This window comes from Bacillus sp. SIMBA_008 (assembly GCF_046535495.1).
Classification (GTDB): domain Bacteria; phylum Bacillota; class Bacilli; order Bacillales; family Bacillaceae; genus Bacillus; species Bacillus subtilis.
Genome location: NZ_JAWRWL010000895.1, coordinates 1 through 252, shown reverse-complemented (window position 1 = coordinate 252; position 252 = coordinate 1). Strand labels below are relative to the sequence as shown.

The following is a 252-nucleotide window of genomic DNA, read 5'->3' as shown; positions in this document are numbered from 1 at the left end:
GAGCTACTTGGACGACGGGACCGACGAAAAGCGCAATGGACCCGAAACTCTTCATGTACTCCCGAATGATCGGTTCCGCGAAAAGCGACTCGTAGTCGAGCACCGTCGCAGCGACCATTCCCACGAGGAAGTAGGTCACGACGTGGGCCACGGTGACCTTGACGAGGAAGTTCGCGACTTCTGATGGCTTCTCCACGCAGATAGTCTCGTCAACGCTCCGCTCGGCGATCGGGCCGAAGGTCCCGCGGGCCA

1 protein-coding gene is annotated in these 252 nt (G+C 60.3%); it reads right to left on the bottom strand.

The features are described 5' to 3' along the window. Positions 1-252, bottom strand: a 252-nt coding sequence (locus SB658_RS25950) for a hypothetical protein (RefSeq protein ID WP_410603356.1), incomplete at both ends; no start/stop codon positions are given.